We start from the raw sequence: 26821 nt of genomic DNA on the forward strand, positions 1-26821 counted from the left end.
CGTCACCTTCGCAGCCGCGCCCGCAGGAACAGCGTCACACCCCTGAGCGACTTGACCGGCAGGTACCTCTCCATGCGCACGACCACCGACAGCCCCGCGTTGACCGGTCCGGGCATGCTCCGCAGGTCGCTGCCCTCGGAGCGGCGCCGGTGACAGGCCACGAGTGGCCGCAGCAGGACGTTCCAGCTCCAGACGCGATCGACCTTCAGCCCGGCCTGCTCGACGACGACGGTCAGGGACTCACGGCCGTACCTGCGTACGTGGCCGACGGCGTCGTCATGGGCCGACCACAGCGCCATGTCGCACGGCACCGCGATCAGCGCGTGCCCGCCCGGCGCCAGCACCCTGGCGATCTCCTCGGCGACCAGGTGATCCTCGTGTACGTGCTCCAGCACGTCGAACGCGGTGACCAGATCGACGCTGCCCGGCTCAAACGGCAGCGCCCGCGCGTCCGCCCGTACGGCGTTGAGCCCGCGCTGCCTGGCCAGCTCCACCGCCGCCGCGCTCGAGTCCGTCGCCGTCGCGTCCCAGCCCGCCTCGACCAGCACCCTGGTGTTCCCGCCGCCGGCGGCGCCGACGTCCACCGCCCGCCCTGGACGGCCAAGCCCGCGCAACTCCCTGCGCAGGATGGCCCGGCGCTCGCGGTACCACCAGTGGCGGTCCTCGAGCGCGATCAGGCGGCGGATCTCAGAGGGTTCCATGCGTTTCAGTTCCTTGTGCCGGAGAAGACCCAGCGGTCGAGTGCGATGAAGCGGATGAGGGTGAGCAGGCAGTACGTGGCGACGACCGCGCCCACCTCCGCCAGCCGTCCGGCGCCGGCGGGCACCGCGAGCACGGCCATGGTGGTGAGGGCGTAGTTGGCCAGGAGGAGCACGGCCGCGCGGAACCGCACGGCGGTCCGCCGTTTGAAGGTCCACCGGCGGTTGGCCTCGATGTTGATGATGCCGGCCAGGACGAGCGCGCCGAGATTGGTCATCGCTGGCGACCATACCTCCCGCAGCGGGAGATAGGTAAACGTGTACAGAATTCCGGAAATGACGCCTATGGCGGCGAATATCAGAAATTTCGCCAAGGTCACCGCCCGCGGCCGGGCCACCATCGCGTCCGGATGGGTCGGCGTGGGCTCGGACCTCGTCACTTCGACCCCGGCCCGTCCCATGGCCATCGACCAGCCCACCCTGGCCAGCCCCTTCAGGTCGTCGAGCGCCGTCCTGACGACCCGTACGCGGGAGTCGACGTCCTCGATCCAGTCGACCGGCACCTCGTGCACCCGCAGCCCGTTGTGCTCGGCCAGCAGGAGCAACTCGGTGTCGAAGAACCAGCCGTCGTCCTCGACCTTGGCCATGAGCGGCCGCACCACGTCCGTCCTGACCGCCTTGAAACCGCACTGCGCGTCACTGAACCCCGCGCCGAAGCCGTGCCTGAGCAGGGCGTTGTACGCCCGCGACACCACCTCGCGGCGGAGCGAGCGCCGGGTGCGCGCGCTGTGCGCAAGCCGCGTGCCGATGGCGATCTCGGAATGCCCGCTGGCCACCGCCGCGACCAGCGGGAAGAGAGCGTCGAGGTCCGTGGACAGATCGACGTCCATGTACGCCACGATGTCGGCAGGGCTGTCCAGCCAGGCCGCCCGCAGCGCCGCGCCCCGGCCCCGGATGTCCAGCCGCCGAGCGTGTACGCCCTCGAACTCCCCGGCCAGCGCGGTCGCGACCGGCCACGTGGTGTCGGTGCTCCCGTTGTCCACGATCGTGATGCGCCACGGCAGCGGGAAGCCCTCGAGGAAACCGGCCAGCGTACGCACGCAGCCCGGCAGCGCGCGCTCCTCGTTGAGCACGGGGATGACGATGTCGACGCTCGCCGGCCTGGTCGCCGAATCGAGGGTGCGCCGGCTCGGCTCCATGGCGGCACGCGTGTCCATAGAATCCCTTGATCTTGCTCCGTGGCCGTCCCATGGCCGTACGTCAAGGGAAATCGTGCTGGGGGCGTTCAGCGGGCCGCGTGCGGTTTCTGGTCGCCATTCCGTGAACGGGAAATACTTTTACGTTTGGGATAGCTCGTACACGGATGAGGTGGCGTTCCGGAATCGTAGCTGGGCGAATTTGTCCAAGCGGTGATTTATCCCGGTGAAAAGCCATTTAACGCCATATTTCTGGGCGAGATGTCGGACGTTCTCGGCCGACGGCCTCGCGAACACCGCGTCGTTCGCCGCCAGCCGGCCCGGATCCGCGAACGGCACCATGAGATACGACGCCCCGAACAGCTCCGTCCTGGACAGCGTGCTCTCGGCGTACGCCCAGCCCTCGACCAGCACCCGCCGCTCGCTGAACCCCGACACCCAGAAGTGCCTGCTGTCGCACGCCGGCCACCGGACCGGCCGGCAGTGCAGATCGGTGGCCACGACGTCGCCGGGGGAGGAGTGGTCACGCAGCCACCGCCCGGCCGCCCGCGCCCCCTCGGGGATCGACGGCACACGTACGACGTCCGCGGGCACCACGCGTCCGATCACCTCCCTGACCGACGTCGGAACGGCGTACCCGCCGAGCAGCGCCACCATCACCAGCGCGAACCCGCGCCGCCACACCAGCAGCGCCCCCGCCCCGAGCACCAGGTACGGCACCACCACCCGGGTCAGCGGCCCTCCCGGCACCTCGAACCCCTCGGCCAGCAGCGCCGCGCCGGCCCCCGCGACGCAGGCGGGCACCGCCCACCGCGCCCGCCGCCCGGCCGGCCCCGACACCACCCCGCACACGGCGGCGACCGACAGGTAGGGCCGGACGCCTTCCAGGAAGTAGAGCTGCGACTGCGACGGATGCCCGAGCAGCACCGCCGCACCGACTCCGGCGCCGCCCATCCCGAGCAGGAGCAGCATGGGCGGATCCAGCGCCCGCCGCCCCAGCGCCGCCACCCCGCCCCACACGCAGGCCAGGCAGAACAGATGCACCGCCGTCAGCACCCCCAGGGCCACCCCGGCGCCCGCCCACTGCGTCCGCATGGTGGCGAACGGCGCGAACGCCGTCCCTTGCGCCCCCTGCCCGAACACCACGAAATGCGCGACCACCAGACACGCGGCCGTGAGCCCGGCCGGCACCACCCACTCGGCCCGCAGCCGCCGCTCCACCACCCCCCGCACTGCCGGCACGGCCAGCAACCCGGCAAGCAGCAACGGCAGATACGTGGCCTTCGCCCCGATGAGCGCCGCCAGCAGCACTCCCAGCACCACCCACGCCCGCCGCCCGCCGACCAGTAGAAGCACGACGGGAGCGAACAACAACGCCCCGAACGTCTGCGTCGGACTCGCCCAGGCCGTGAACATCGACCGCGACGTGAACTCCACGCCGTCCCGCAGAGCCGGACTGACCAGCAGGTACGTGACCCCGACCGACGCGACCCCGGCCCACCACCGCCCGCCCAGCCGCCGCCCGAGCACCGCCACCAGCACGACCATCGCCGCCGTCATGGGCAGGGTGGACAGCCGGTAGACCAGCGTCACCGGCTCGATCCCGGTGACCCAACTCGTCGCGGCCATCTCCGCGTAGACGAACCAGTGGTACGCCAGCCGCTCGCCCAGCACGGTCGGCAGCGTGGGCGGCAGGTGATGCCTGACCTCCCCGACCAGGGCCAGGTGGTACGGCATGTCCACGTACGCGCTCGTGACCGGCACCCCGTAGAGTGCGAGCGCGCTCCACGCGATCAGGAAGCCGACGACCGCCGCGAGCGCCCAGGCGCACCACACCGGCATCCGCTCCCCGGCGACGGCCCCGCGCCAGTGCCGCCGCAGCCGGGGCACGCAGGCGAACGTGCCGATGACGGCCACGGGCGAGACCAGCACCAGCAACGGCACCCCCGCCGCGCGGGCCGGGAGGTAGGCCAGCACCTCGACCGCGTACCCCAGTGCCAACCCGGCCGCGATGTCCTCGGCCGGCGAGCTGCCGCCGCCCGTGAACGCCCGCCACAGCAACGTCCCCGGCAGAGCCACCCCGATCCCGATATATGCCGCGAAAACGGTCAGGTCGCGTACGGAGACTCCGCAACACAGGAACACGACGACCGCGCCCACGCACACCACGCCGGCGGGCACCCACCCGGAGCCGAGCCGCCCGCTCGGCACCCGAGGGCCGGCGAGCGCACTCTCAGGAGGGGCGAGGGCCATCCGTCACCGGATCACGGTCACCAGCCGGGTGAACTCGGCCGGCAGATCGACTCCGTCCCACACCCGGTGGAAGCTCAGCGCGCTGCCGACCGGCACCATCCGATCCACCCCGCGCCCGGCCAGCTCCTTGGCCAATTCCTCCAGCTCCGCCTTGCCGAACCCGAAGTGGGTCATCGTCTGGTCCCGCCGCTCCACCAGCGAGACCAGCTCCGCCAGCGACCCGAGCCTGGCGTGCGCGAACGTCCCCGCCCCGAGCCACCGGCGCGGCGCGGCTGCCGCGGCGGCGAGCGTCACGTTGGCCAGCGCGTTCCCGCGGAACTCGACGCTCTCCGCCAGCCCGTCGGCGGCCAGCCCGTACGTGGAGACCCGCTTCTCCACGGCCATCGCCGCGTCGACCCCCCACCCGCGCACGGTGACCACCCGCGACACGTGGTCGGTGAAGTCGGCCCGCGCGGCGTCGCAGTCGGCCTGCGCCCCCACCCAGAACACGGTCCGCGGCGAGGAGCAGGCGGCCTGGTCGAACCAGTAGGTGTCGTTCACGAACCCCTCGGCGGCCGTCACCCGCGCCGCCCTGGGCGCGCACAACCAGGCAGGCGCCCGGACCACGGCGAACGACGACCGGTCGGGGAAGACCAGGTCACGGGCGTGCGGCGGCAGCGCGTGCCGGCGGATCTCCAGCACCGAACGGTCCCCGCCCCACACCACCCGCAGGTCGCAGGCCGCCGACAGCGCCGCGGTCACGGCGTCGGAGCGGTCGTAGGAGATGATCCGCTGCGACCGGCCGACGACCGGATCGGCGTCGGCCAGTGCCTCGTGCAGCGTCTCCACGATGACGTCGGCGACCGGGCCGGAACGCGGTGAGAGGCGTACGACGTTGCGGTTGCCCATCAGCGCCGACAAGGCCCAGGAGTAGACGAAGACCGTGTCCACGTTGGCGGGAGGAAGGTGGAAGACCAGGCCGCGCGGGACGCGGACGTGCTCGCCGGCCAGCCCTTCGACGGTGCGGGCCAGCTCACTGGGGCGCAGGAAGAAGCCGAGCGAGCCGAGCTCGGGATGTCGCCGCGCCAGCGCGGGCCGCAGCAACCGCTTCCCGAACGCCGCCAGGAACTCCCTCATCCGCGCGTCCCCGACCTCCAGCCCTCCGCCCACCTGCCCCAGCAACACCTCAGCGGGTACGGGCGCGCCGACCGGAAACCTGACGTCGACTGCCACAGCACGATCGTCCGGCATCAGTCCTGCCCCAACGTGTCACTGCGGTCGTCCGGCATCAGCTTCGCCCCAAGGTGTCCACTGCGGTCGTCCGCCCCAACGTGCTGCGGTCATCCAGCATCAGCTCTGCCCCAACGTGTCACTACAGCCGCGCGCCTCCGCTCGCGGCAGCCTGCCGAGGACCTCGAACCGCTTGCCCGGCCAGGCCCCGTCGTCGATCCCGCGCACCACGCCGAGGTCCTCGGTCAGCAGCACGTGGCCCGGATACGACGTCGGCAGCGTGCTGACCACCTCGATCAGCCCCGGCACACCAGGGGGCGCCTCCTGCCAGGTCTCCGGATCCCGGATCACGACATTGGCGAAATCGGGGCAGTAGAGCCCTTCGCCCTCGGGTCCCTCCAGGAAGACGGTCCCGATCTGCTCGACCATCCCGTAGAAGTTGTGCACCCGGCTCAGCCCGCACTCCGCCGCCAGCCGCCGCCGGAACTCGGCGTTGTCCACCGCCTGCGCGGCCAGCCGCTTCCACCCGCCGGAGTGGATCAGGATCCCCCGCGACAGATCCACGCCGAGATCGCGCAGGTAGAGCCAGGCCATGAAGGTGAACCCGAACACCAGGAACCGCTCGTTCCCGTGCCGCGCCATGAACCCCTTGACCGCCTCGGCGTCCACCCTTCCCTGCTCGTCCAGCACGAACGTGTGGTCCCTGCCGAAGTTCATCATCCCCAGCACGCCGGCGCCGCGCGCGCTCAGCGTCGGGTCGCGCACGACGGAGCGGCTGTCGACGACCAGCATCGGCAACCGCCGATCGCCCAGCACCTGCCTGACGGTCGCCGCCAGCATCCGCGTCTGCGCCGCCGCCGCCTCCCTGTCGAGGTAGACGCGGCTGGGCCGCTGCCCGGTGGTTCCGCTGGAGACCAGCACCCGGAACACCCGCTCCTCGGGCACGCTACGCAACTCGTGCGTCTTGAACAGCCGCACCGGCAACCACGGCAGATCGGCGACCCGCGCGTAGGGTGCCTCGGCCCCGATGGCGTCGAGAATGCGACGGTACGGCGGGCACTGCGCCCGATGCCGCTCGGTCAGCGCCGCCAACTCCGTCGCCAGCGCCGCCTCCCGCACCTCCTCAACCATCGTGAATACGCTCACCCCACACCCCCAGCCCAGGCCGCGCCCGCGCTCCAGGCCGCGCCCGCACTCCGGGCCGCGCCCGCGCTTGCGAGCGCGCCCGCGCTCCCGGCCGAACCCACGATCGCGCCCCCGGCCCCCGCCCACGAGCCGGCAACCGTCCGCCAGGGGATCATGTGCGGGACTCCAGGGCGCGGTAGTCGATCTTGCCGGTCGCGAGCAGTGGCAGGCGTTCGATGCCGCGCACGTCGAACCCGCTCCAGTGCACCCGCAGCTCCGCCCCCAGCCGCCGGGCCAGCCCCACGCACCCGGCCGCGTCCAGCCCCTCGGCCCACACCGTCACCCGGTCGTCCCCGCTGGTGGCCGCCACCGGCCCGGAGCCTCGCAGCAGGCGCTCGACGTCGTCCAGATTGACCCGGACCCCGAAGATCTTGGCGATCCGCTTGAGCCGCCCGGTGATGTACAGGAACCCGTCGGAGTCGAGCCGGCCGAGGTCGCCGGTGCGCAGCACCCCGCCGAGGTCGTCGCCGCGAGCCAGGTCGGCGGCGGTTTCCGCGTAGCCCATCATGACGTTGGGGCCGTGGTAGAGGACCTCGCCGTCGTCGATGGCCAGCCGCCCGCCCGGCACGGCCTGTCCCACGGACCCGGGCTTGCCGGTGAGCCGGTCGGGCGGCAGGACGGCGATGCGGGCCGTGGCCTCCGTCTGGCCGTACATGACGAAGAAGCGATCGGCCTGCCCGGCGAACTGCGTGACCAGGTCGGGCCGGAGCCGCCCGCCCGCCTGCGTGAGCGTGGTGAGCGCCGGGTGCTGGGACCGGTCGAAGCGCAGCCGCCGCAGCATTTCGTACTGGTAGGGGACGGCGGCGAGCGATGTGCAGGCGTGCGCGTCCAGATGGGTCCAGAACGACCGCTCCAGCAGCCCCGCCTCCGTCAGCATCACGGTCGCGCCCGCCACCAGATGGCTGTTGAGCACCGACAGGCCGTAGCTGTAGTGCAGCGGCAGGCTGGTGGGCGCGATCTCGCCGGGCTCGATGGACAGCGCGGTGGCGATGGCGGTGGCGTTGGCCAGGACGGCCTGGCGGGAGAGGCGTACGAGCTTGGGGTTGCCGGTCGAGCCCGACGTGGCGAGCAGGACGGCGAGGTCGGGATGCGGCGCGGGCGACTCCCGGCGCGGCGGCGGCGAGCCGTCGGCCGCGTGCGTGAACCCGAGCAGCGCCACCGGCCTGAACCGCGCCACCAGCTCGGTCAGCGCCCCGGCGGACAGGTCGGGGTCGAGCAGCGCGATGGGCCGGCCCGACCGCCACGCGGCCAGGTAGCGCAACACGGAGGTGAGGTTGTTGCGCATGCCGCAGAACAGCGGCCCCGGCCGCAGCCGGGTCAGGGCCTCCGCGGTGCGGGTGACGTGGCCGGCCAGGTCGTCGCCGCCGAGGCTCTCCGGCTCGCCGGCGACGACGAGCCGGGCCTGCGGGTGTGGGAAGGTCACGGCGTCAGCCCGCCGTCCACACCGATGACCTGGCCGGTGACGAAGGAGGCGGCGGGCGAGAGTAGGAACGCGGTGACACGGGCGACGTCGTCCGGCGTGCCGAGCCGGCCGAGCGGGGTCGCCGCGATCGTGGCCTTGCGGGCCGCGTCGTCCAGCGTGGCCAGCATGTCGGTCTGGATGTAGCCGGGGGCCACGGCGTTGACCCGGATGCCGGTCGAGCCCAGCTCCTTGGCCGCGGCCAGGGTGAGGCCGATGACCGACGCCTTGGTGGCGGAGTAGACCGTCTGGCCTGCGCCGCCCGCGCGGCCCATGACCGAGGAGACGAGCACGGCGGCGGGATCGGTGCCGCGGCGCAGCAGCCTGATGGCCGACTGCAGGGTGTAGGTGGCGCCCAGCGCGTTGACCTCGAACAGCCGGTTGACCGTTTCCCGGCGGGTCAGCAGGAACGGCGCGGCGTCGTGGACACCGGCGTTGACCACGACTGCGTCCAGCCTGCCGTGGCGCTGGAAGATCTCGCGCATGATGGCCGCGACGAGGCCGGAGTCCGCCACGTCGCCGCTGACCGAGTCGGTCAGCCCGCCGGTCTCCTCGGCCACCTCGGCGGCGGCCTTCGCGGCCAGGTCGGCGCGGCGGCCATGGAGCACGACGAGGTAGCCGGTCGCGGCCAGCACGGTCGCGACGGCCCTCCCGATGCCCGTGGTCGATCCCGTGACGAGGGCGATCCTGGCCTCAGACGGCGGCAGCGCCGATGCCATGCTTCTCCAACAGCTCGACTGCCTTGGCGAACGAACTCGTGTCGATCATCTCATCGGTGTCGATCATGACGGAGAACTCGTCCTCCATCGCGGCGATCAACGCCATGTGGGCCAGCGAGTCCCACTGCGGGATGGCACGGTATTCCAGGCCGTCGACGCACGCGTCTGACGGAAGGTTGAGCGCCCTGCGGAAGACGGCCCGCAGGCGATCGAGATGACTCATGATCACTCACTCTCTGTCCTCAAGCCTCGACGTAGTGTAGCGGCACTTTCGCATGCGCAGAAATCAAGACCCCGTCCCAAGTAATGGAACCGTATAACGAAGCATGGGGCCCTTGGTGGGCTGGGAATGTCGGATTCGGCACGCCGACCGCTACGGGAGGAATGATGGACGAATCCAATCACTGGTACGGCCACTCGCGCATACTCGGCAGATACTGCGGGCTGCCGGACGAGACCCCAAAACGCATTCAAGGTTTCCTCCAGCACGGATGGAACTATCTCCACGGATTTCCCCCGAACGATCACTGGTGCAGCCCGGGGTATCCGCGTTTCCTCTGGTCCGACGTGCTGCGTCGCAGGGGATGGTCGATGGGCCGCAGGGGACAATATCTCATCGGAGCGCCCTGGATTTACCTTCTTTACCAGGAACCCGAGCTGGGCGTGACGTCCGAGCGCAAGGGTACGATCTGGTATCCCTTTCATGGCTGGGAGAAGTATTCCGTCAGCGGCGACCACTCGCGGCTCGCCGACGAAATCCGAAATGTCGAGACCGGTCCGGTCACGGTCTGCCTTTATTGGCTGGAATTCGCAAATCCGGACATTCGGCGGGCGTACGAATCTAGGGGCTTTCGAGTCATTTGTCATGGCGAGCGCGGATCCCGGTGGGAACACAAGGGACGCGACTTCCTGCGCAGGCAGCTGATCCAGTTGCGGCGCCACCGCAGGGTGGCCTCCAACCGGCTCGGCAGCGCCCTGTTCTACGGCGCCTCGGTGGGCTGCGAGATGGCCGTCTACGGCGACCCGATGCAGTACGACGACGAGCGACCGGAGTACGGCGGCACGGCCCGCCGCCTGCGGCTGTGGCCCGAACTCCACAGCACCCACGTCGACCCCGGCCTGGCCGGGGAGGTGGCACGACGCGAGCTCGGCTTCGACTACCAGGCAACCCCAGAGGAGCTTCGGCGAATGTTCGGCTGGAAGCCCTCAGGCGTCGGCACGGGGCGGACGAGCCCCCGGCACGAAGTGCGGCCATGACCAGGTTTTCGCGAGGGAGCGCCGTCGTCTGGAGGAGCGTAGGGAGCGTAGCGAGCGGAGTGGGGGAAGACGGCGGCATTGGGCGGACGAGCCCGCCTCCACGGGGTGGAGGCCATGAACACAGCGAGGGAGCGCCGTCGTCTGGAGGAGCGTAGGGAGCGTAGCGAGCGGAGTGGGGGAAGACGGCGGCATTGGGCGGACGAGCCCGCCTCCACGCAGTGGAGGCCATAAACACGGAGGTGGCGGATGGTGACTGAGCTTGTCTCACGAGGTGAGGGCACGCGGATGGATGAGGTACCGGAGAATGTGCGGTTGATCGGCGGGGAGATGCTGCTGTGGTCTGACATGTCCCACATGGAGAGCATGACGGACTGGCGGGGTGCGGCGCTGGAGCTGGTCAGGCGGATGGTCCCGGCGGAAGTCAGGGTGCTGCTGGTGGGGCCGCATCCGTACCTGCTGGTGGACGATGTGGTGGCGCGGGCGTCCTCGGTCGACGTGCTGCTGCGTTCCTACCCTGACGCCTGTGCCCTCGGCGAACGGCATCCGGAGCCGGAGGTGTTCTGCGGGCGGCTGGATCTGTTCGAGGCGGAGGAGCCGTACGATCTGGTGCTGGCGCTCGACGGGCTGCTGCGCACGCATTCCGCCGAGGCGCCCGCCGCGGCCTGGATCGAGTCGCTCGACGCGTTGGCCGGGCTGGTCGCGCCGGGCGGGCGTCTGGTCCTCGGCGTACGCAACGATCTGGGCGTCGACCGCTTCATCGAGGCCAGGCCCGTCGACCGCCAGGGTGGCGACGACCAGTGGGCGCCGCACGGCTTCGACCCCAGCTACCCCAGCGGTCCCGAGTCCCTCGACCGGGGCCTCGCGTCCGCCGGACTGAGCGTGCAGCGGTGTTACGCCGCCTATCCTGGCCGCGAGGCGCCCAGGGCGCTGCTCGCCCGCGAGGCCCTGGCCCTCGACCTGCCCGAGGCGCTGACGTTCCCGCTGAGCGCGCGAGGCGGCGACCGAATGATGGTGGCCGACCCGCTGCGGCTGACCCGGCTGGTGTTCAGGCACCGCCTGGGCGAACAACTGGCCCCTCTCTGGCTCGCCGTCGCAACCCCGATCCGCACCGAGGACGAAGCGCAGAACGAGGACGGGCGAGGGGCGGATCTGCCGTTGGGTCTCCTTGAGGAGGGGTCCCGGGTGTACGAGGTGACCCGGCAGGGCGTGCGGCGGTTGCCCGATGGGGAGGAGCGGCCGATCCCGGAGGGCCGGGTGGTCGAGGAGATCCTGGTCGAGGCGTGCGCGCGCGAGGACGTCCGTACCGTACGCGAGCTGCTCGCCGACCTGGCCACCTGGCTGGAGTCGGGCGGCGACGTGACGGCGGCGACCGACAGCCTGGTGTACGACGGCACGCGGTTCGCCGCCATCACCCCAGCCGGCGCCCCCGCCACGACCCCGAACCCGAGGATCGTGTTGTGCAGGATCCTGTGGCGGTTCGCCGTCAGGCTGCTGGCGGCCGGCCACCACCATCCGTGGCCGTGGCCGCTGGAGGCCGACCAGCTCACGCTGACCCTGTGCGGCATGGCCGACCGGCCCTGCGACCCCGGCGACCTGGACCTGGCCCGCAAGCTGGACGCCGAGCTGGGTCAGCCGGCCGAGCTCGCCGAGCAGCCGCCGACGTACCGGGATCTGCTGGGCACGCGCGACCGCCTGGCCGACCAGCTCACCGCGGCGCTGGCCAGGATCGCGCGGCTGGAGACCAAGCTCTCCTACCGCGAGCGCGAGCTCGTCAGGTCGAAGGCCAAGCTGCGCAGAACGCAGCGCAAGGCCAGCGCCTACCGCAGGACGCTCGGCTACCGACTCTCCCGCCGCCTGGCCCGCCCCAGAAAGGTCGCCCGCCGCGTGATGCGCCTGCTGTCCGGATGACCGACCCCCGATGGCCGACGAAACGATGAGGAGTGCCTGTGCCGGTCCTTTCGGTGATCGTCCCGTTCTACAACGTCGAGAAGTACATCGGTCCCTGCCTTGACTCCATCGCCGCGCAGACGCTGGCGGACCTGGAGGTGATCTGCGTCGACGACGGCAGCGTCGACGGCGGCCCGGCCGTCGTCGAGTCCAGGCAGGCGGAAGATCCACGCATCAGCCTCGTCAGTCAGGACAACCAGGGGGTGGGCAGCGCCCGCAACGTCGGCGTCCGCCGGGCGAGCGGCCGCTACCTGGCCTTCGTCGACGGCGACGACATGGTCCCGCGTGCCGCCTTCAAGCGGCTGGTGTCCTCGCTCGACTCCACCGGATCCGACCTGGCCTGCGGAAACGTCATGCGCCTCCACAGGAACCTGCTCACCCCGTCGTGGGCGCACCGGCAGGCGTTCGCCAGGCCGATCAAGCGCACCCACATCACCCGCCACCCGCTGCTGATCCGCGACCGGATGTTGTGGAACAAGGTCTACCGCCGCTCGTTCTGGGACCGCCTCGGCCTGAGCTTCCCCGAGCGCATGTACGAGGACCAGCCCGTCGCCATGGCCGCCCACGTCGGCGCCGAGTCGGTGGACGTACTGGCCGGGATCGTCTACCACTGGCGGCAGCGTGACGAGCCGGGCACCTCGATCACCCAGCGCTGCCTGGAGCCGGACAACCTGCGTGACCGGCTCCTGTCGGTGCTGGAGACCTCCGACCTGCTCAGCAGGGGGGCGCCCAAGCTGAAACCGGACTTCGACTGCGACACGCTCGACATCGACATGTCCGTCGCCGTGGCGGCACTCGCCACCAGGCGGACTCCGGCCGATCGGGAGCTGCTCGACCTGGCGGTCCGCTATCTCGACGGCGTGTCGCGGGAGGCGTGGGAGAGCATCTCGTTCGCCGACCGCCTCCAGGTCCACCTGCTGCACCAGCGTCGCCAGGACGCGCTGGCCCAGGTGTTCGCCCGGGCCGTGGCGGGCCACCTGCAGCCCAGGGTCGGCTCGGCCGGGTTGCTGCGCAAACGCTGGTACGGCAGGCACCCGGCGATGCCCGCCCACCTGTCCGAGGTGACCCACGAGCTGCGGCTGACGGCCAGGCTGGTGAGCCTCGAGTGGCAGGACGGCGTGCTCAGCGGCGCCGGCCGGGCGGCGATCGGCGGCTTCGACGCGAGCGAGCTGCGCCGGGTGCGCCTGCGCGTGTGGATGCAGGAGCGCAGGACCGGTGCGACCGTGCCGCTGTCCGCCGAGTACGCCACGCCCACCTGGGAGAACGTCGAGCAGGAGGACGGCGAGGCGGTGCCCGAGCACGGGTTCCCGTTCGGGTTCGCCTTCGACCCGGCCATGCTGTCGCCCGCCCAGCTCGCCCGGCGCGGCCACTGGGACCTGCGCCTGCAGCTCAGCGGCCACGGGCTGAAGCTGGCCGGCCGGGTGGCGGGGCCGCGCTGGTCGCCGCCGCTGATCCCGGCGCCGCGGCGCAGGTCGGGGGTGTGGCTGGTGCCCGTACGCACCGCGAAGGGGGCCTGGGGGCTGCGGCTGCGCAAGGCGGAGGCGATCATCGGCGAGTGCCGGGTGGACGGCGGCGACCTGGTGTTCTCCGGCGAGATCAGCGACGTCGGCGACGGGGAGCCGGTGGTCAGGCTGAGACGCAGGAGCGACGGCGAGGAGATGTACTTCCCGGTGACGCTGGCGGGCGGCGGCTTCCAGGCCAGGGTGCCGCTGGCCGGCATCGACGAGAGCGTCGGCCACGAGTCCTGGTGGGAGGTCGTCATCGACCAGGGCCGGCCCATCCGCCCGCTCGTACGCGCCCGGCATCACCCGGTCGCGACCGTCGCCGACCGGCGCTTCCTCGTCGACCGGAGCGAGGACGGCGGCCTGCTGCTCGCCGAACGCTGATGCTCGGTCTGCTGCTGGCCGAACGCTGATGCCTGGTCTACTGGCGGCCGAACGATGAGCGGTGATCAGCGCAGGATGCCCGCCAGCGTCTCGACGACCCGGTCCTGCTGGGCGTCGGACAGATCGGGGAACAACGGCAGCGACAGCTCCTCGGCGTAGTAAGCCTCCGCTTGGGGGCAGAGCCCGCGCCGGTAGCCGAGGTCCTCGAACACCGGATGCCAGTACGCCGGCAGGTAGTTGACCTGGACCCCGATGCCCGCCGCCCGCATGCGATCGTAGACCTCGCGGCGCCGCCCGTCGCGGACCCGCACCGGGTAGAGATGCCAGTTCGGCGCGACGTACGCACGTTGAACCGGCAGCGTCAGCCCCGGCACGTCGCGCAGCAGCGTGTCGTAACGCGCGACGAGCTCGATCCTGCGGGCGCGGAAGCGTTCGAGGCGGCGCAGCTGACTCAGACCCAGCGCGCACAGCACGTCCGGCAGCCGGTAGTTGAGCCCGAACTCATGCACCTCCTGATGCCACCCGCCCTGCCCGGGATCGCGCTGCTCGGCCGGATCCCTGACCAGCCCGTGGTTCCTGAAGCGGACGGCCCGCGCGTGCCGCCCGGGGTCGGCCGCCGCGACCGCGCCGCCCTCCGCCGTCGTCACCGTCTTGGTCGGGAAGAACGAGAACGTCGTCAGATCCGCGAGCGCCCCCACAGGCCGATCCTTGTACGCCGATCCGATCGAATGCGCCGCGTCGGCCACCAGCACCGCCCCGACCCGGTCGGCGACCGCCCCCAGCTCGTCGTAGTCGGCCGGATGGCCCGCGTAGTCCACTGCCGTGACCACCCGCGTCCGGCACGTGACCAGCGCGGCGGCGGCGTCGGGGTCGAGGTTGCCCGTGTCCGGCTGCACGTCGGCGAAGACCACCCGCGCGCCGAGCAGCGCGGCCGTGGCGGCGGTGGCCACGAACGTCAGCGGCGACGTCACCACCTCGTCGCCCGCCCGCACCCCGGCCGCGACGTACGCCACGTGCAGCGCGGCGGTGCCCGAGGTGACCGCCACACACGGCACCCCGCCCGTCCAGCGGGCCAGCTCGGCCTCGAACCGGCCGACGGCGGGCCCGGTCGTCAGCCAGTCGCCGCGCAGCACCTCGGCGACCGCCGCCACGTCGGACTCCGCGATGGACTGCCGTCCGTAGGGCAGCATCAGCCGGCCACCATGCCGCGCAGGTCCTCGACCGAGAGCCAACGGTCGTTGGTGTCGGAGCGGTAGGAGAAGCCCTCGGGCAGCTGCTCGCCGTGTCGCGGCGGCACGTAGCCCCAGGTGGCGATCGTCGGCTGGACGACGTACCGGTCGGCCAGGCGCAGCGTCCTGCGGCCGTCGTCCGGGCCGATCATCTCCTCGTGCAGCTTCTCTCCCGGCCGGATGCCGATCTCGTAGACGGGGCTGTCCGGCGCCAGCGCCTCGGCCAGGTCGGTGATGCGCATGCTCGGGATGCGCGGCACGTAGAGCTCCCCGCCGCGCATCAGGTCGAAGGAGTCGACCACGAACCTGACGGCCTGGTCGAGCGTGATCCAGAACCTCGTCATGCGCTTGTCGGTGATCGGCAGGCTGCCGCCCTGCTCCGCCAGTCGCTGGAAGAACGGCACCACGGAGCCCCTGCTGCCGACGACGTTGCCGTAGCGGACGACGGCGAAGCGGGTCTCGTGCGCGGCGGCGTAGTGGTTGGCCGACACGAAGAGCTTGTCGGCGACCAGTTTCGTGGCGCCGTACAGGTTGATGGGGCTGGAGGCCTTGTCTGTGGAGAGGGCGACCACCTTGCGGACGCCGCAGTCGATCGCGGCCTCGATGACGTTCTGGGAGCCGGCGACGTTGGTGCGGACGTACTCGAAGGGGTTGTACTCGGCCGTGTCGACCTGCTTGAGCGCCGCCGCGTGGACCACGAGGTCGACGCCGTGCATGGCGCGGGTCAGCCGGTCGCGGTCCCTGACGTCGCCGATGAACCAGCGAAGCCGCTCGTCGTCGCGGAAGAGCTGCCGGGTTTCGTACTGCTTGAGCTCGTCGCGGGAGAAGACCACCAGGCGGCGCACCCCGAGCGAGTCGAGTGCGTGGCTGATGAACGCCTTGCCGAAGGACCCCGTGCCTCCGGTGATCAGAATCGATGATCCACTGAGTATGCTCACGTGGGCCCCCTGAAATCGCGCTTACGCGCTGTAGTCGTACGAGCAGCCGGTAGCATAGCGCGATCGGTTGACGACGGACGGTCACACGGGGGCTTCGGTGCGTACTGTCGGGATGGTTCAGGCGCGGATGGGATCGACGCGTCTGCCGGGAAAGGTGCTTCGGGAGCTGGGCGGCCGTTCCGTGCTGGGATGGGTGGTCAGGGCGGCGCGTGACTCGGGGGTGCTCGACGATCTCGTGGTGGCCACCACGACCGAGGCCGCCGACGACGCGGTGGTGGCCGAGTGCCGCAGGCTCGGCGTGGCCTGGCACCGGGGGCCGGTGGACGACGTGCTGACGAGGTTCATGGAGGCGCTGCGGGGGCGCGAGGGGGAGGCCGTGATGAGGTTCACGGCGGACTGCCCGCTGCTCGATCCTGCCGTGGTCAGGGAGGCGGCGCTGGTCTTCCGCGCCGTTCCCGGGCTGGGTTACCTCAGCACCGGCCTGGCCCGTACGCTGCCGCGCGGGCTCGACGTGGAGATCGCCGGCCGGGCCGCGCTCGAGCGGGCCGACCGGGAGGCGGAGGGCTTCCACCGCACCCACGTGACCTCCTACATCTACGAGCATCCCGGTGACACGCGACTGCTGGGGCTCGCCTACCAGCCGGTCGCCGGCGACCTGCGGGTCACGCTCGACACCGAGGACGACTGGCGGCTCATCTCCCGCGTGGTGGCCGACCTGGGCGACGGGCACGTGCCGGTCGGCACGCTGGTGAGCTGGCTCCGGGCCAGGCCGGAGGTGTGCGGGCTCAACGCCCACGTACGCCAGAAGGCCCTGCGGGAAGCATGATCGGCCGGGTCGGGTTCCGTTGCGACGCCGGGGCCAGGATCGGGGTCGGTCATCTGGTGCGCTGCGTGGCGCTGGCCGAGGAGCTGTGCGCCCGGGGCATCGAGGTGGTGTTCCTGGGCGAGGTGCGCGACTCGGAGTGGGCGCGGTCGCAGCTGCGGGATCGCGGGTTCGCGCTGGTCGATGCGCCTCCCGAGCCGGTACGCCTGGCGGCGCTGGCCCATCGGCTGCGCCTGGACGCCGTGGTGCTCGACTCCTACGACCTGCCGGAGGAGACCGGCACGGTCCTGCGCGGCGGCGGCCTGGCGGTGCTGGCCATCGTGGACGGCGACCCCCTGGGCCGGCAGGCGGACCTCTACCTGGACCAGAACCTCGGCGCAGAGCGGCGTACGTTCCGGCTCCCCGCCCCACGACTGGCGGGCGCCCGGTACGCGCTCCTGCGCGACAGCGTGCGGGTGCGCGTACGCGCGCCGAGCGCCGGGGCCGTGTCCGGAGGGCGGGTGCCTGCGCCGGGTGCCGGGCCCGTGCCTCGGGTGTTGTGCTTCTTCGGGGGCACCGACAGCGCCGGTGTCGCGCCCGCCTGGGCTAGGGCGCTGCTGGCGACCGGGGTGCCGTTCCTTGGCACGGTGGTCAGCCCCGTGTCGTTCGAGGCGGGCGGGTCGATCACCGTCGTCCCGCCGACCGACCGGCTGCCTGAGCTCATGGCCGGAGCCGACCTCGTGGTCACGGCGGCCGGCTCGGCGGTCTGGGAGCTGCTCCATCTCGGCGTCCCCACGGCGCTGAGCTGGGTGGCGGACAACCAGCTCATCGGCTATCAGGAGCTCGTGCGGCGGGGCGTGGCGGCCGGGCTCGGGCCGGAGCCCGATGGGGCGGCCGTCGGCGTGCTCGCCCGGCTGCTCGCCGACCCGGCCGCCCGCGAGGAGCACGGCAGACGCGGTCGCGGCCTGGTGGACGGCAAGGGCAGAGCACGCGTCGCCGACGCCCTGCTGGCCCTCAGACCCTGACCGTTCAGACCAGACGCCCTGCTGGGGGTCAGGCTCTGACCATTCAGACCAGGACGGCCTGCTGGCACTCAGGGTCTGGCCCTCAGATCAGGTCCCAGCTCATGGGGGTGCCGAGCGGTACGTCGTGGGCGAAACGGCGTCCCAGCACCTCGGATGCGGCGTCGGGCGGCAACCCGCCGGCCGGCCGGATCGAGCGTACGTTGTCCGTGGTCACCGGCTCGCCGGCGCGTACGTCGCGGACGACGTAGAGCGAGCGGCGGAACCGCAGCCCCTCCCGCTCGGACTCGCGCGGCCCGATCACCGCGCCGCCCAGCGACTGCCAGGCCCGCTCGCTCTCCACCACGAGCGCGGCCAGCTCGTCAGGCTCCAGGGAGAAGGCCGCGTCCACCCCGCCGCCGCTCCTGGACAGCGTGACGTGCTTCTCGATCAGGCAGGCGCCCAGCGCCACCGCCGCCAGCGGCACCCCGATCCCCGGCGTGTGGTCGGAGACGCCGACCATCTCGCCTGTGAGCCCGGCCAGCAGCGGCAGCGCGCGCAGGTTGCTCTCGGCGGGATCGGCGGGGTAGGAGGCCGTGCAGGCCAGCACGGCGAGCTGGGTGCAGCCGGCCGCGCGGGCGGCGGCCACGGCGGCGTGGATCTCCGCGACGGAGGCCATCCCCGTGGAGATGATCATCGGCTTGCCGGTGGCGGCCACGAGCCGGATCAGCGGCAGGTCCACGATCTCCGAAGAGGCGATCTTGTACGCCGGCACGCCCAGCTTCTCCAGCAGCTCCACCGCGGTCGGGTCGAAGGGCGAGGAGAAGGCGACGAGCCCGTGCGAGCGGGCCCGCTCGAAGATCGGCTCGTGCCACTCCCAGGGTGTGTGGGCGCGTTCGAAGAGCCGGTAGAGAGTCTCCCCGCCCCACAACTCGTGGTCGTCGCCCAGCCGGAACGCCGGGGCGTCACAGTCGACGGTCAGCGTGTCCGGCCGGTAGGTCTGCAGCTTCAGCGCGTGCGCCCCGCAGGCGGCGACCGCGTCGACGATGGACAGCGCCCGGTCCAGGCTGCCGTCGTGGTTGCCGGACAACTCGGCGACGACGAACGGCGGATGAGCGGGCCCGATCGCCCGCCCGGCGATGGAGATCACGCGTCCTCCTTCGTGAGCTGGACGCACACGATGTCGCGGCGTACCCCGTCGATGACGCGCTGGTACGTGTCCACCTCGGCGAACCCGAACCGCCGGTGCAGGCACCGCACCGCCTCGTTGTCCGACAGCACGGACCCGCGCAGGATCGTCAGCCCGAGGGGTCCGAAGGCGTGCTCGATGGCCGCCCGCTCCAGGCCGACCCACGCCCGCAGCAGTGCCCCCGACTGCTCCAGACCGTCCAGGTCCAGGTAGTAGCCCCAGTAGGCGATGTCGCTTTTCACGCCGTTGAAGGTCACCACGCCCGCGGCGCTCCCCTCGTGGTCGTAGATCATCACCCGCCGGTCGTCGTCCGCGCGGACGCCCTCCCACCAGCGCGCGTGCTCCTCCTCCGCGATGGGGTGGGTGTTGAAGCTCACTTCTCGCACGCGCGGGTGGTTGCGCCATCGGCGCATGACGGGCAGGTCGTCCTCCTGGACATGTCGCAGCACAGCTCCCCCTACTCTTCGTGCCGGTCTCGATGCACAACGTAGCGGATTATGCGTCCGGTAAAGAGCTGATCAGGGACGGACCTCCGGCGCGTACCGCGAGGCATGCTGCCCTCGACCCCCACCCGACCCCACCGAGACCCACTCCAGGACACAAGGAGAGATTCGGCATGATCCCCCTGCTCAGCATCGTGGTTCCGTTCTACAACGTGGAGCCCTACATCACCGAGTGCCTGAAGTCGCTGGCCGCGCAGTCGCTGGACGATCTGGAGGTCATCCTGGTCGACGACGGGTCCGAGGACGGCAGCAGGCGGGTCGCCGAGGACTTCGTGGCGCGCGACCGCCGATTCGTGCTGATCGAGCAGCGCAACCAGGGGCCGGGGCCGGCCCGCAACGCCGGGGTGCGCCAGGCCCGCGGCACCTACCTGGCCTTCGCCGACAGCGACGACGTCGTGCCGCCGAGGGCGTACGAGTCGCTCGTGAGCAAGCTCGCGGAGACCGGCTCCGACCTCGCGTGCGGCGCGGTGGGACGGCTCGTGGACGGCGTGCTGGAGGAGTCGACGTTGCACGAGAAGGTGTTCAGGCGGCCTCAGCTGTGCACCCACATCACCGACAAGCAGGTGCTCGTCAGAGATCGCACGGTCTGGAACAAGGTCTACCGCCGCGACTTCTGGGAGCGCTGCGGCCTGAGGTTCGCCGCCGGCATGTACGAGGACGTGCCCGTCGCCATGCAGGCCCACGTCCTCGCGACCGGCGTGGACATGGTGGGCGAGGTGGTCTACCACTGGCGCAAGCGCGACGAGGGGGAGACCTCGATCACCCAGCGCCGGGCCGAGGCGGCCAACCTGTCCGAGCGGCTGATCGCCATCCGCGCGGTCCGCGGCTTCCTGGAGGAGCGGGCGCCCGAACTGCTCGACGGCTTCGACGCGCTGGTGCTGGAGAAGGACATCATCTTCCTGTTCCAGGCGCTGGAGAACAGCGAGCGGCCGGCGGCGCTGCTGGAGCTGGCCCACGAATGGGTGGCCACGCTGGGCGCGAAGTCGCTGGCCACCGCGCCGTCGCTGCGCCGCCTGGAACTGCACCTGCTCGGCCGCGGTCTCATCAGGGAGTTGTGCACGGTACGCGACTTCCGCCGCGCCCGCGTGGACGCCGCCAGGATCGTGCCGCGCGGGCTGCGTACCACCGAGTGGTACGGCGACTATCCCTTCTTCCGCGACCGCCGGCTGCGGATCCCCGACCACGTCTTCGACGCCCGCGACGAGATCAAGCTGATCGCCAAGGTCGAGGAGTGCGAGTGGACGGGCACCGAGTTCCGCCTGCGTGCCCACGTCTCCATGCACCGGGTCGATCGCCGGGTCGGCAAGGTGGGCCTGTGGCTCTGCGAGGGCCGCCGCCGCCGGGTCCCCCTGGAGGTGCGCCGTTCCGGCCGCCATGGGGTCGTCGCGGCCATCGATCCGGCCAGGCTCGCCCGCGGCGGGCCGACCTGGAAACTCATGGTGCGTGCGGAGACGCGCGAGCTCGTGCTCAAGGACTGGTGCAGGGACGGCGACAGAAAGGCGGCGTGGCGGTTCTCCGTGCCGGGTTGGTCAAGAACCGGCATGGACATCACCCAGTAGTTCCAGACAGTGGTCGTTCGAGCGCGTTGCGTGTCCATGCTGGATCCATGAGGACCTATTCGCTCGATGACGTCTACGAGACACGCAAGCGGAGAGACTCCTGGTGGACCGTGTATTTCGTGGACCCGGTCGCCTGCCGGGTCGCTCTCCCCGTGGCCAACCGCACCCGGCTGACGCCCAACTCGCTCACCGTGCTGTCGCTGGTCCTCGGCATGGCGTCGGCCGTCTGTTTCGGGACGAACCAGCTCGTAGCAGGCGCCTGCGTTTTCTATCTCAGTTTCATGATCGACTGCGTGGACGGCAAAATCGCCCGGCTCAAGGGCACGGGCACGCCCTTCGGGCTCTGGCTCGACTACGTGGGGGACCGGGTGAGGGTGGTCCTGTGTGCCGCGGGGCTGGCATACGGCCAGTACGCCCTCACCGGGGATGTGCGGTTCATCCTGCTCGGCGCGGCGGTGGCCGTGCTCGACCTGTTCAGGTACGTCAACGCGCCGCAGATGAAGCGCGTACGCGAGATCGTCAGGGAGGCCCGGCTGGGCCCGCTCACGGCTCAGGAGCTGGAGCGCCTGGAACAGGAGCGTTTGGAGCGGCTGCCGCGGGGGCGCAGCTTCCCCAAGCGGTTCAACAGGTTCCTGGCCCGGCACCGGGTCCGCTCGCACCTGATCAGTGGCATCGAGTTCCACGCGGCGGTGTTCGTGGTCGCGCCCCTCGCGGGGGCATGGGCGCTGATCCCGCTCTCCGTGCTGGCCGGGGTCCTGCTGCTGGTCAACGAGATCTTCCTGGTGTACCGGATGTGGCGCTTCACGCGCAGGCACCGCGTGGCCTCCTCTCAGGAGAGCCGAGAACACGTACTCGTCTAAGTTTTCGGGGGTTAGTACGAAATGTCCGACAGGCCAGTCTTCGTCATCGGATGCCCGCGCTCCGGCACCACGATGCTCCAGCTCATGCTCCATTCGCACCCGCGGATGGCGGTGCCGCCGGAGACGCGCTTCCTCGTTCCCGCTTATTACCGGCGCCGCGCCTGGGGCGACCTGCGGATCGACCAGCGCCGGCGGGCCCTGGCGCAGTGGATCGCGACGGAACGCAGCACGAAGTTCCGCGAGCTCAAGATCGACAAGGACGAGTTCGTCAAGCAGGTCATGGACGGGCCCGGCTCGCTGGGATCGGTCATCGGAACGGCCTTCCGCATGTACGCCGACCGGTTCGACAAGGCCCGCTGGGGCGACAAGAGGCCGAGCTACGTCAAGCAGGTCGACATGCTGCTCCGGCTCTTCCCCGACGCCCAGTTCATCCACCTGATCAGGGATGGGCGCGACTGCGTGGCCTCGCTGAAGGAGATGCCCTGGTTCACCCTGGACTCCTTCCACGCCGTCTCCACCTGGGCCGAGGCCATCGACGCGGGCGGCCGGCTGAAGCGTACGCTCGCCGCGGACACGTACTACGAACTGCGTTACGAGGACCTCACCGACGACCCGGCGACCGAGCTGAAGAAGCTCTGCCACTTCCTGGAGGAGGACTTCTCGCCGTCGATGGTCTCCCCGCGCGAGGCGGCCAGCGTGGCGGTGCCGCAGCACAAGGTCTGGCACAGCAACACCCACGGCGAGGTCACCCGCAGCCGGATCGGCAGCTGGGCGAACCGGCTGGACCCCTGGGAGATCGAGCTGTGCGAGCACATGCTCGGCGACCGCCTGGAGGCCATGGGCTACGAGCTCAGCGGCGCGCCCAAGCCGGCCAAGGAGTACGTGGCGACCTGCCACAAGACCATGCAGAAGCGCAAGGCCAGCCGGATGCGCAAGCACGTACGCGACCGCTTCAACCGGCTCCGCGAGCCGAGCCCGGTCGCGGCCATGCTCACCTCGGGCCAACGCTCCCTCGCCGGCATCCCACACCAGCGGTCCGAGCTCACCGAACCCGCGGTCTGACCCACAGGCGGCGAAGCCCTCCAAGGTCAGACCGCGGGTTCGGCCTCGAGGGCGAAGCCCTTGAGGCGGTAAGACGCCCGCGCAGCGGACCAAGCCTTTTATGGGGGGCACTTGGGGGGCGAAGCCCCCCGAGGGAGGCCGCTTCAGCGGTCGACGTGGTTGAACATTGATTCCCAGCGGTCCAGTACGTGGTCGAGGTGGAAGGTTTCGGCTCGTGCGCGGGCGGCGGCGCCCAGCCGCCGCCGGTCCGCCGCGGAGTCGATGAGCCCCGCCAGCGCGGCGCCGAACGCCTCGACGTCGCCGGGCGGCACGAGCACCGGCCCGGCCGACCGCACCCCGCCGGACACGTCGAACGCCACCGACGGCACCCCGTGCGCGGCCGACTCCAGCAGGACGATGGGCAGGCCCTCGTGTTCGCTGGTCAGCCCCAGGATCGAGGCGTTCAGGTATTCGGCGGGCATGCGCGCGGCCGGCACGAGCCCGCGGAACACCACGCGGTCGCCGACGCCCTCCCCGGCCGCGTGCGCGCGCAGCCGTTCCAGCTCGCCGCCGTCGCCGATCAGGTGCAGCTGCCACGGCGGCGGCGCGCCCGAGCGGGCGAAGGCGCTGATCAGCCGGTCGAACCGCTTTACCCCTTCCAGCCGGCCGACGCCGAGCACCCGGGGTGCGTCGAGCGACGCGGGCTGGGCGGGCCAGGCGGCCAGCGGGTTCGGCAGCGCCCAGGTGTTGGGCAGCAGGGCGTGCTCGGAGAACAGCCAGGCGTCGTCCTCGCTCAGGAACACCGCCTGGTCGAGCCGGGGGTAGTGCTTCCTGATCGAGGCCAGGTGCCAGCAGCCGCGGGCGTGGTCGTACGAGCCGTGGTACTGCCCGACCTGGCGGAATCTGGCCGGCAGCAGCCCCGCGACCCTGGCCACCGCGGACGGGGAGGTCATGACGGCGTAGCCCGGCCCGATCGCCCCGAACAGCTTCCTCAGCCTGCGGTCGGCCGGCCTGCGCGCCAGGCGGTCAGGCGCCCGGCTGATCACGTGGTGGTGGTAGAGCGGCCGGTCCACGTAGCGGAACGGCGCGGCGGCCCGGTGCAGCCCGATCACGTGCACCTCGTGCCCCCGCTCGGCCAGCCCCTGCGCGAGCGTGTGCGTCACCTGCTGGACGCCGCCCAGCGTGTCGGCGTCCATGCAGGTGAAGACGACGCTCACCGGAGCTCCTCGAAGAAGTCGGCCACGATCCGGGCCGCGGCGGTGCCCCGCTCGTCGGCGCACCACATCCTGCGGAAGGCCGCGTACCGGTCGGCGTAGGCGGCGTGGAGGTCGGGCAGCGCCCTGATCACGCTGATCAGCTCCTCAGTCGTGGAGACGCACGGGCCGGGCGCGATGGCGGGCAGGTCGTGGTAGACGCCGCGCTCGGACAGCCGGTAGTCGTCCCAGTCGTCGACGTAGAACACCATCGGCTTGCCGGTGATGGCGTAGTCGCACATCACCGACGAGTAGTCCGTCAGCAGCGCGTCCGAGGCCAGGATCAGGTCGTTGATCTCGGGATAGGAGCAGGCGGGGCGGACGAAGTGTCTGAGGTGCTCGGGCGGGTGGTAGCGCTCGACCGGATGCGTACGCAGCACCAGCACCCATTCGTCGGCCAGTTCGTCGGCCATCAGTTCCAGGTCGGCGCGTACCGACCGGCCGCTGCCCTTGGCCCAGTCCCGATATGTAGGCGCGTAGAGCAGGACCTTCCGCCCGAGCGGGATCTCCAGCCGCTCGCGCACGTCACCCGTGGCCGCACCCCTGACCAGGGCGTCGCATCGGGGGGTGCCGTACCGGTAGACCTTGCCCTCGTAGCCGTTGGACGGCAGGAACAGCCGGGAGAACTCCGCGCTCGGCGACACCAGCGCGTCCCAGCGGGCGACGGCGGCCCGCCACTGCCTGCGCGGCTTGTCGAAGTCGGCCCGCAGGTCGGGCGCGTCGAACCCGATCGACTTGATCCCCTGCCCGTGCCAGGTCTGCAGGTAGCGCGTGCCGCGCGGCTTCGGGTAGTCCAGCGGGAACCCGTGGCTGTCCACCCAGATCCCGGCCCTGGCCATCGTCCAGACGTAGCGCCAGCTGCCCCGGCGCACCAGTCGTACGTCGCCGGGGAAGTTGCCGCGTCCCCTTGCCACCGACCACACCACCTCGACCGGCAGCGAGCGCCGCCGCAGCTCCTCGTAGATCGCGCGCGGGCTGCCGCCGTAGCTCTTGCCGACGTCGGACTCGAACAGGGCCAGGTCCCCGCGCCGCGGGACCACCTTGATCAGCACCTTGTACGCCCGCAGCTTGTTCCTCGGCGTGTTGAACCGCTTGATCAGCCGCCGCCTGACCCGTCGCCACAGCGATCGCACGCCGGGGCCGGGCCGTACGCACAGGTAGGACGCGTACCCCTCGACCCGCACCGTGCCGCCGGGCAGCTCGATCGGCTCGACGCGCGGGTCGGCGATGAGCCGGTCGGTCGTCGTGTGCCCGTCGGAGGCCCGGGTGAAGCCGATGCGCGGATCGCATCTGCCCGAGGGCGTGAAGGTGACCTGGCTGACGTACCCGCCGTCGCTGGACGGCTCCGGCGTGATCGGGATCCGCCGGCCGCCGAGCTGCAGGAACGCCGTCCAGTCCAGCGGCAGCACACCGAACGGGTCGAAGGTCCGCACGGTCATCCGCACCCGCTCGCCGTCCGAGACGATCCTCGACACCTCGTGCCGCAGCCTGGAGGCCGTGTAGGGCAACTCGGCCATCCGCAGCTTCGTCATGTCCATGTACGGGGAGGCCGACGTGCCCCAGTACGTCCGCCCGTCGAGCTGCACCGCCGCCCGTGGCGGGGCCTTCGGCCCGGTGAGCGAGGCGGCCGCCACCCGCAGGTCCTCGGCCCGGTCGTCGAGGATGAGCCCGCAGCAGACCCGGTGCAGCGGCTCGATCCCGTCCAGCACCGTCGCAGGGATCTCCTCCAGGTAGGGCCGGACGATCGAGGCGAACTCCTTGACCCACACCAGGTCGCGCGCGGGCAGCGGGTTGAGGTAGACCCGCAGGTCCTGCCGCAGGAACCGGCGTTGCCTGTGCGGCACCAGGTCCTCGGCCCCGTACGCGCGCAGGAGGTCGTCGCTCTGCCTTGCGGCGATCAGCCGTTGCCGCACGTTGTCCAGGTCGTCGATGCTGAGCGAGATCGAGGTGTTCGTCCGTGCCCGGTGCCAGAGGTAGACCACCCACGGCACGACCGCGAACCTGCGTGAGACCGCGTACAGCTCCGCGGCGAAGACGTGGTCCTCGTAGTAGATGTCCTCGGGGAAGCGCAGCAGGTTGTCGCGCAGCCAGCGCACGTCGTAGATCTTGTTCGTGCTGAAGCAGTCGAGGAACAGCTCGGGCTCCTCCCGGATCCCCTCGACCACCCGCCGCCTGGCGAACAACGAGGGGTAGTACGGCAGCAGCCGCCCGTCCGACTCGAACAGCCGCGAGATCTGGCCCGACACGAAGTCGGCCCCCGTCCGCTCGATCTCGGTGAGCAGGCTCTTGCACGCGTGCCTGGGCAACTCGTCGTCGCTGTCCAGGAACATCACGTACGGCGCGGCCGCCGCGTCCACCCCGTCGTTGCGCGGCGCGCCGCATCCTCCGCTGTTGACCTGTCTGCGCAGGTAACGGACGCGCGGATCGCTCGCCACGAGCCGGGAGGCCACCTCGGGGGTCCCGTCCGTGCTGGCGTCGTCGGCGATGATCACTTCCAGGTCGTGCAACGACTGGCCGAGCACGGAACGTACGGCCCTCGGCAGGCGAGCCGCGTCGTTGTAAGAGATCACGACAACGGTGCAGTCCGGCATCCCACGTCCCCCCGCTGGTCCAACCCCGCGGAATGGGACTTTCCCC

At 71.2% G+C, this 26821-nt stretch carries 22 protein-coding genes; 8 read left to right on the plus strand and 14 right to left on the minus strand.

The features are described 5' to 3' along the window. Positions 1 to 2: 2 nt before the first annotated feature. The 8 genes from ITP53_RS18115 to ITP53_RS18150 all read right to left on the minus strand — a co-directional run bounded on the left by ITP53_RS18115 (position 3) and on the right by ITP53_RS18150 (position 8942). Positions 3 to 701, minus strand: a complete 699-nt coding sequence (locus ITP53_RS18115) for a class I SAM-dependent methyltransferase (RefSeq protein WP_195896582.1) — start codon at positions 699 to 701, stop codon at positions 3 to 5. A 5-nt stretch (positions 702 to 706) separates the two neighbouring features. Continuing rightward, positions 707 to 1915, minus strand: a complete 1209-nt coding sequence (locus tag ITP53_RS18120) for a glycosyltransferase (protein ID WP_195896583.1) — start codon at positions 1913 to 1915, stop codon at positions 707 to 709. Between the two features lie 120 nt (positions 1916 to 2035). After that, a complete protein-coding gene (locus ITP53_RS18125; protein ID WP_195896584.1) occupies positions 2036 to 4147 on the minus strand; it encodes a hypothetical protein in 2112 nt (703 codons plus the stop codon). Between the two features lie 3 nt (positions 4148 to 4150). Further along, positions 4151 to 5359, minus strand: a complete 1209-nt coding sequence (locus tag ITP53_RS18130; RefSeq protein ID WP_328814905.1) for an acyl-CoA reductase — start codon at positions 5357 to 5359, stop codon at positions 4151 to 4153. 117 nt (positions 5360 to 5476) lie between these two features. After that, on the minus strand, positions 5477 to 6502 hold the full coding sequence (locus tag ITP53_RS18135) for a LuxE/PaaK family acyltransferase (RefSeq protein ID WP_328814907.1): 1026 nt from the start codon (positions 6500 to 6502) through the stop codon (positions 5477 to 5479). Positions 6503 to 6653: 151 nt separating this feature from the next. Next, positions 6654 to 7964 (minus strand): AMP-binding protein, encoded by a 1311-nt coding sequence (locus ITP53_RS18140; RefSeq protein ID WP_195896586.1) that lies wholly within the window; start codon positions 7962 to 7964, stop codon positions 6654 to 6656. Beyond that, on the minus strand, positions 7961 to 8719 hold the full coding sequence (locus tag ITP53_RS18145; RefSeq protein ID WP_195896587.1) for an SDR family NAD(P)-dependent oxidoreductase: 759 nt from the start codon (positions 8717 to 8719) through the stop codon (positions 7961 to 7963). Before ITP53_RS18145 ends, ITP53_RS18140 begins: the two co-directional genes overlap by 4 nt. After that, the gene (locus ITP53_RS18150) at positions 8694 to 8942 is read right to left on the minus strand and encodes an acyl carrier protein (RefSeq protein WP_195896588.1); all 249 of its coding nucleotides are present in this window, start codon (positions 8940 to 8942) and stop codon (positions 8694 to 8696) included. The genes ITP53_RS18145 and ITP53_RS18150 overlap by 26 nt, the downstream gene beginning before the upstream one ends. Before the next feature lie 368 nt (positions 8943 to 9310). Between ITP53_RS18150 and ITP53_RS18155 the strand changes: the two genes are divergently transcribed. From ITP53_RS18155 to ITP53_RS18165, 3 genes are all read left to right on the plus strand, one after another. Then, positions 9311 to 9976, plus strand: coding sequence for a hypothetical protein (locus ITP53_RS18155; protein ID WP_236050937.1), 666 nt, complete (start codon positions 9311 to 9313; stop codon positions 9974 to 9976). 285 nt (positions 9977 to 10261) lie between these two features. Continuing rightward, on the plus strand, positions 10262 to 11884 hold the full coding sequence (locus ITP53_RS18160) for a methyltransferase domain-containing protein (protein ID WP_195896590.1): 1623 nt from the start codon (positions 10262 to 10264) through the stop codon (positions 11882 to 11884). A 38-nt stretch (positions 11885 to 11922) separates the two neighbouring features. Then, entirely contained in the window at positions 11923 to 13809 is a 1887-nt protein-coding gene (locus ITP53_RS18165) for a glycosyltransferase family 2 protein (protein ID WP_195896591.1), read from the plus strand. Between the two features lie 65 nt (positions 13810 to 13874). On the opposite strand, the gene ITP53_RS18170 is transcribed toward ITP53_RS18165, so the two are convergent. Beyond that, a complete protein-coding gene (locus ITP53_RS18170; protein WP_195896592.1) occupies positions 13875 to 14999 on the minus strand; it encodes a DegT/DnrJ/EryC1/StrS family aminotransferase in 1125 nt (374 codons plus the stop codon). Beyond that, on the minus strand, positions 14999 to 15976 hold the full coding sequence (pseB, locus tag ITP53_RS18175; RefSeq protein WP_195896593.1) for a UDP-N-acetylglucosamine 4,6-dehydratase (inverting): 978 nt from the start codon (positions 15974 to 15976) through the stop codon (positions 14999 to 15001). Before pseB ends, ITP53_RS18170 begins: the two co-directional genes overlap by 1 nt. Positions 15977 to 16088: 112 nt before the next feature. On the opposite strand from pseB, the gene ITP53_RS18180 reads away from it, so the two are divergent. Together ITP53_RS18180 and ITP53_RS18185 are read left to right on the plus strand one after the other, a co-directional pair. Continuing rightward, positions 16089 to 16802: a cytidylyltransferase domain-containing protein gene (locus ITP53_RS18180; protein ID WP_195896625.1), complete on the plus strand. Its 714-nt coding sequence runs from the start codon at positions 16089 to 16091 to the stop codon at positions 16800 to 16802. Next, positions 16799 to 17803, plus strand: a complete 1005-nt coding sequence (locus tag ITP53_RS18185) for a PseG/SpsG family protein (RefSeq protein WP_195896594.1) — start codon at positions 16799 to 16801, stop codon at positions 17801 to 17803. Before ITP53_RS18180 ends, ITP53_RS18185 begins: the two co-directional genes overlap by 4 nt. Before the next feature lie 82 nt (positions 17804 to 17885). Here ITP53_RS18185 and pseI read toward each other — a convergent pair whose 3' ends face one another. Both pseI and ITP53_RS18195 read right to left on the minus strand, forming a co-directional pair. Continuing rightward, the gene (pseI, locus tag ITP53_RS18190; protein WP_195896595.1) at positions 17886 to 18929 is read right to left on the minus strand and encodes a pseudaminic acid synthase; all 1044 of its coding nucleotides are present in this window, start codon (positions 18927 to 18929) and stop codon (positions 17886 to 17888) included. Beyond that, entirely contained in the window at positions 18926 to 19417 is a 492-nt protein-coding gene (locus ITP53_RS18195) for a GNAT family N-acetyltransferase (protein WP_195896596.1), read from the minus strand. Before ITP53_RS18195 ends, pseI begins: the two co-directional genes overlap by 4 nt. Positions 19418 to 19584: 167 nt before the next feature. Between ITP53_RS18195 and ITP53_RS18200 the strand changes: the two genes are divergently transcribed. From ITP53_RS18200 to ITP53_RS18210, 3 genes are read left to right on the plus strand one after another with little or no spacing between them, the layout of a single operon-like run. Further along, entirely contained in the window at positions 19585 to 21030 is a 1446-nt protein-coding gene (locus ITP53_RS18200) for a glycosyltransferase family 2 protein (protein WP_195896597.1), read from the plus strand. 47 nt (positions 21031 to 21077) lie between these two features. Beyond that, entirely contained in the window at positions 21078 to 21890 is an 813-nt protein-coding gene (locus ITP53_RS18205) for a CDP-alcohol phosphatidyltransferase family protein (RefSeq protein WP_195896598.1), read from the plus strand. Positions 21891 to 21911: 21 nt separating this feature from the next. Then, the gene (locus tag ITP53_RS18210; protein WP_195896599.1) at positions 21912 to 22952 is read left to right on the plus strand and encodes a sulfotransferase family protein; all 1041 of its coding nucleotides are present in this window, start codon (positions 21912 to 21914) and stop codon (positions 22950 to 22952) included. A 143-nt stretch (positions 22953 to 23095) separates the two neighbouring features. Here ITP53_RS18210 and ITP53_RS18215 read toward each other — a convergent pair whose 3' ends face one another. Both ITP53_RS18215 and ITP53_RS18220 read right to left on the minus strand, forming a co-directional pair. Then, positions 23096 to 24148 carry a glycosyltransferase gene (locus ITP53_RS18215; protein WP_328814917.1) on the minus strand — a complete coding sequence of 351 codons (1053 nt, stop codon included), beginning with the start codon at positions 24146 to 24148 and terminating at the stop codon, positions 23096 to 23098. Further along, positions 24145 to 26775, minus strand: coding sequence for a bifunctional glycosyltransferase/CDP-glycerol:glycerophosphate glycerophosphotransferase (locus ITP53_RS18220; protein ID WP_195896600.1), 2631 nt, complete (start codon positions 26773 to 26775; stop codon positions 24145 to 24147). The genes ITP53_RS18215 and ITP53_RS18220 overlap by 4 nt, the downstream gene beginning before the upstream one ends. Between the last annotated feature and the right edge of the window lie 46 nt (positions 26776 to 26821).

This window comes from Nonomuraea cypriaca, from assembly GCF_015645445.1.
In the GTDB taxonomy this organism is placed as follows: Bacteria; Actinomycetota; Actinomycetes; order Streptosporangiales; family Streptosporangiaceae; genus Nonomuraea; species Nonomuraea cypriaca.

Bases quoted from the DNA above. Each gene is read 5' to 3' on its own strand.
- ITP53_RS18115 (WP_195896582.1), bottom strand. From the start codon at position 701: ATGGAACCCTCTGAGATCCGCCGCCTGATCGCGCTCGAGGACCGCCAC.
- ITP53_RS18120 (WP_195896583.1), bottom strand. From the start codon at position 1,915: ATGGACACGCGTGCCGCCATGGAGCCGAGCCGGCGCACCCTCGATTCG.
- ITP53_RS18125 (WP_195896584.1), bottom strand. From the start codon at position 4,147: ATGGCCCTCGCCCCTCCTGAGAGTGCGCTCGCCGGCCCTCGGGTGCCG.
- ITP53_RS18145 (WP_195896587.1), bottom strand. From the start codon at position 8,719: ATGGCATCGGCGCTGCCGCCGTCTGAGGCCAGGATCGCCCTCGTCACG.
- ITP53_RS18150 (WP_195896588.1), bottom strand. From the start codon at position 8,942: ATGAGTCATCTCGATCGCCTGCGGGCCGTCTTCCGCAGGGCGCTCAAC.
- ITP53_RS18155 (WP_236050937.1), top strand. From the start codon at position 9,311: ATGGGCCGCAGGGGACAATATCTCATCGGAGCGCCCTGGATTTACCTT.
- ITP53_RS18160 (WP_195896590.1), top strand. From the start codon at position 10,262: ATGGATGAGGTACCGGAGAATGTGCGGTTGATCGGCGGGGAGATGCTG.
- ITP53_RS18170 (WP_195896592.1), bottom strand. From the start codon at position 14,999: ATGCTGCCCTACGGACGGCAGTCCATCGCGGAGTCCGACGTGGCGGCG.
- ITP53_RS18180 (WP_195896625.1), top strand. From the start codon at position 16,089: ATGGTTCAGGCGCGGATGGGATCGACGCGTCTGCCGGGAAAGGTGCTT.
- ITP53_RS18185 (WP_195896594.1), top strand. From the start codon at position 16,799: ATGATCGGCCGGGTCGGGTTCCGTTGCGACGCCGGGGCCAGGATCGGG.
- ITP53_RS18200 (WP_195896597.1), top strand. From the start codon at position 19,585: ATGATCCCCCTGCTCAGCATCGTGGTTCCGTTCTACAACGTGGAGCCC.
- ITP53_RS18205 (WP_195896598.1), top strand. From the start codon at position 21,078: ATGAGGACCTATTCGCTCGATGACGTCTACGAGACACGCAAGCGGAGA.
- ITP53_RS18210 (WP_195896599.1), top strand. From the start codon at position 21,912: ATGTCCGACAGGCCAGTCTTCGTCATCGGATGCCCGCGCTCCGGCACC.
- ITP53_RS18220 (WP_195896600.1), bottom strand. From the start codon at position 26,775: ATGCCGGACTGCACCGTTGTCGTGATCTCTTACAACGACGCGGCTCGC.